Below are 2,439 nucleotides of genomic sequence, written 5' to 3'. Positions count from 1 at the left end.
TCTAACCCCCCCGGGCGCGCCCCCCCGGGCGGCCGGGCCGGGCCCGGGGCGCCCCCCCGCGCGCCCGCGCCCGGCGAGGCCTCGACCATCAGCGCCCCGCCGGAGCCCTGGTGGAAGACGCCGGGCGCGGTCTGCAGCACGTTGTACGGGACCATCCCGGCGATCACCGGGTGCCCGCCGCCGATCGCGGCCCGCAGCACCTCGGCGTTGTGCAGACCGTTCTGCAGGCTGACCACCGCCGCGCCGGGGGCGAGCCGGCCGGCCAGTTCGGCGCCGGCCGCCGCGGTGCCCGCCGACTTGACCGTCACCAGCACCAGGTCGGCGTCGCGGACGGCGTCGGGCGAGGTCGCGGTCCGCAGCCGCGGGCCGGGGATGCGGACGGCGGCGCGCCCGCCGCCGGTCAGCGTCAGGCCCTCGTCCGCCAGGACGGCCATCGCGGCCGGGCGGCCGATCAGCGTGACGTCGGCCACCGCGGAGAGCAGGCCGCCGACGTGGCAGCCGATGCTTCCGGCGCCGAGGACGGCGATGCGCAGACGGCCCGGCTGTGGGGCCGGGGCGCCCGGTGCGGCTTCGTCCTGCGGGCGGTCCTTCGGCTGGTTCGGCTCGGGCGGCACGGCGGCTCTCCCTGGGGCGCTCGGGGATCTCGGGGGGGCGTGCGGAGCACCCTAGCGCCGGCCGGCCGCGCGGTCACCGGCGGGCGCTGCGATCACCGGCCGCCCGGTCGCCGAGGGGTCGCCGCCCGGTCGCCGTCCCCTTCGTCGGCCGCGGGCCGCCCGGTCGCCGTCCGGCTCCGGGTGCGGGGTCGGTCGGCGCCCGGTGGGTCAGGAGGCGGTGCCGACCAGGGCGGTGGCGGCCCGGCGCAGATGGCCCCGGGTGGCCTCGCCGTCCAGGTAGCCGCCGACCATGCTGCCGTCGCGCAGCAGGACGAGGATGCCCGCGGCGGTGTCCGGCTCGGGGTGCCCGCAGTCGGCGGCCAGCCCGGCGAGTGCGGAGCGGAACCATCGGCGGTGCTCGGACACGGCCTGCCGCACGGGGTGTCCGGGATCCGGGTACTCGGCCGCCGCGTTGATGAACGGACAGCCGCGGAAGCCGGGGCCGCAGATCTCGTCGGCGAGCGTGTCGACCAGCAGCTGCAGGGTCTGCCGCGGGTCGTGCACGGTGGCGGCGGCCGCGCCGAACCGGGCCCGGATGTCCCGGTCGCGCTGCTGCAGGTAGGCGAGGACGAGCTCGTCCTTGCCCGGGAAGTGCCGGTAGAAGGTCGCCTTGGTGACGCCGGCGGCGGCGATCAGCCGGTCCACGCCGACGGCCTGGACACCCTCCGCGTAGAAGAGCCCGGACGCCGTCTCCAGCAGCCGCTCCCGCGCCTCTGACCTGCGCGAAGGAGTGTCGGCGAGTGCTGATCGAGCGTCCATGGGGCCCAACATAACAGGCCGTCCGGCCCGTCCGGGTTGACCTGCGGCAAGCGGCCCGCCCAGAATGTAGACAGAACGGTCTGTCTACCGATTTCACCCGTCCGCCCCGCCCCGGAGGAGCCCCGCCGTGCCCGACACCCCTGCCCATGTCGTCCTCATCCACGGACTCTGGATGACCCCGCACAGCTGGCAGCCGTGGATCGACCGCTACCAGGGGCTCGGGCACACCGTCCACGCCCCCGCCTGGCCCGGCATCTCCGAACTCCACGAGGAGCGCGACCCGCAGCGCGCCCCCGCCGGACTCGGCGTCCGCGAGATCGCGGACCACTACGACGCCTTCGTCCGCGCCCTGCCCGCCCCGCCGGTCCTCATCGGCCACTCCTTCGGCGGCCTGGTCACCCAGATCCTGCTCGACCGCGGCCTCGGCGCGGCCGGCGTCGCCCTCCACCCGGGCCCGCCGCGCGGCGTCCTCGGCCTCCCGCTCTCCACCCTCCGCGCCTCCTGGCCGGTCCTCGGCAACCCGGCCAACCGGCACCGCACCGTCGCGCTCGACGACGCCGGTTTCCACTACGCCTTCGCCGGCACGGTCAGCCGGGAGCAGGCCGCCGCCGAGCGCGCCGCCCTCGCCGTGCCCGGCCCGGGCCGGCCGATGTTCCAGGCCGGCCTCGCCAACCTCACCCCGGCCCGCCGGGCCGCCACCCGGGTCGACTTCGCCAACCCCGACCGGGCCCCGCTGCTGCTGGTCGCCGGCGGCCTGGACCGGATCACCCCGGCCTCCCTCGTCCGGGAGAACCACCGCCGCTACGCCCGGTCCGCCGCGGTCACGGCGTACCGCGAGTACCCGGACCGCGACCACGGCACCGCCTTCCACGCCGGCTGGGAGCAGGTCGCCGACGACGTCCTCGGCTGGGCACTGCGGCACCGCCGCCCGGCCGCCACCCGCTGAGCCGGGACCCCCGGGGGCGCACCTGCCCGTCACGGCATCGCCAGGGAACGCCGAAGGCCCCCGCCGTCCGCAGGAGCGGAC

The 2,439-nt window shown here is 77.7% G+C and carries 3 protein-coding genes; 1 reads left to right on the top strand and 2 read right to left on the bottom strand.

The window, feature by feature from the left end; genetic code table 11:
- Positions 1-614, bottom strand: a 614-nt coding sequence (locus ACFV0G_RS38315; RefSeq protein ID WP_380558181.1) for a 2-dehydropantoate 2-reductase N-terminal domain-containing protein, incomplete at its 3' end; no start/stop codon positions are given.
- A gap of 207 nt (positions 615-821) precedes the next feature.
- Positions 822-1,412: a TetR/AcrR family transcriptional regulator gene (locus tag ACFV0G_RS38310; protein WP_380558178.1), complete on the bottom strand. Its 591-nt coding sequence runs from the start codon at positions 1,410-1,412 to the stop codon at positions 822-824.
- 127 nt (positions 1,413-1,539) lie between these two features.
- On the opposite strand from ACFV0G_RS38310, the gene ACFV0G_RS38305 reads away from it, so the two are divergent.
- Complete coding sequence (locus ACFV0G_RS38305) at positions 1,540-2,358, top strand: alpha/beta hydrolase (RefSeq protein WP_380558176.1); 819 nt, start codon at positions 1,540-1,542, stop codon at positions 2,356-2,358.
- The last annotated feature ends 81 nt before the right edge of the window (positions 2,359-2,439 follow it).

Origin of the sequence: Kitasatospora sp. NPDC059571, from assembly GCF_042735675.1 — a bacterium.
Classification (GTDB): domain Bacteria; phylum Actinomycetota; class Actinomycetes; order Streptomycetales; family Streptomycetaceae; genus Kitasatospora.
This window is presented reverse-complemented; position numbering and strand designations above follow the sequence as displayed.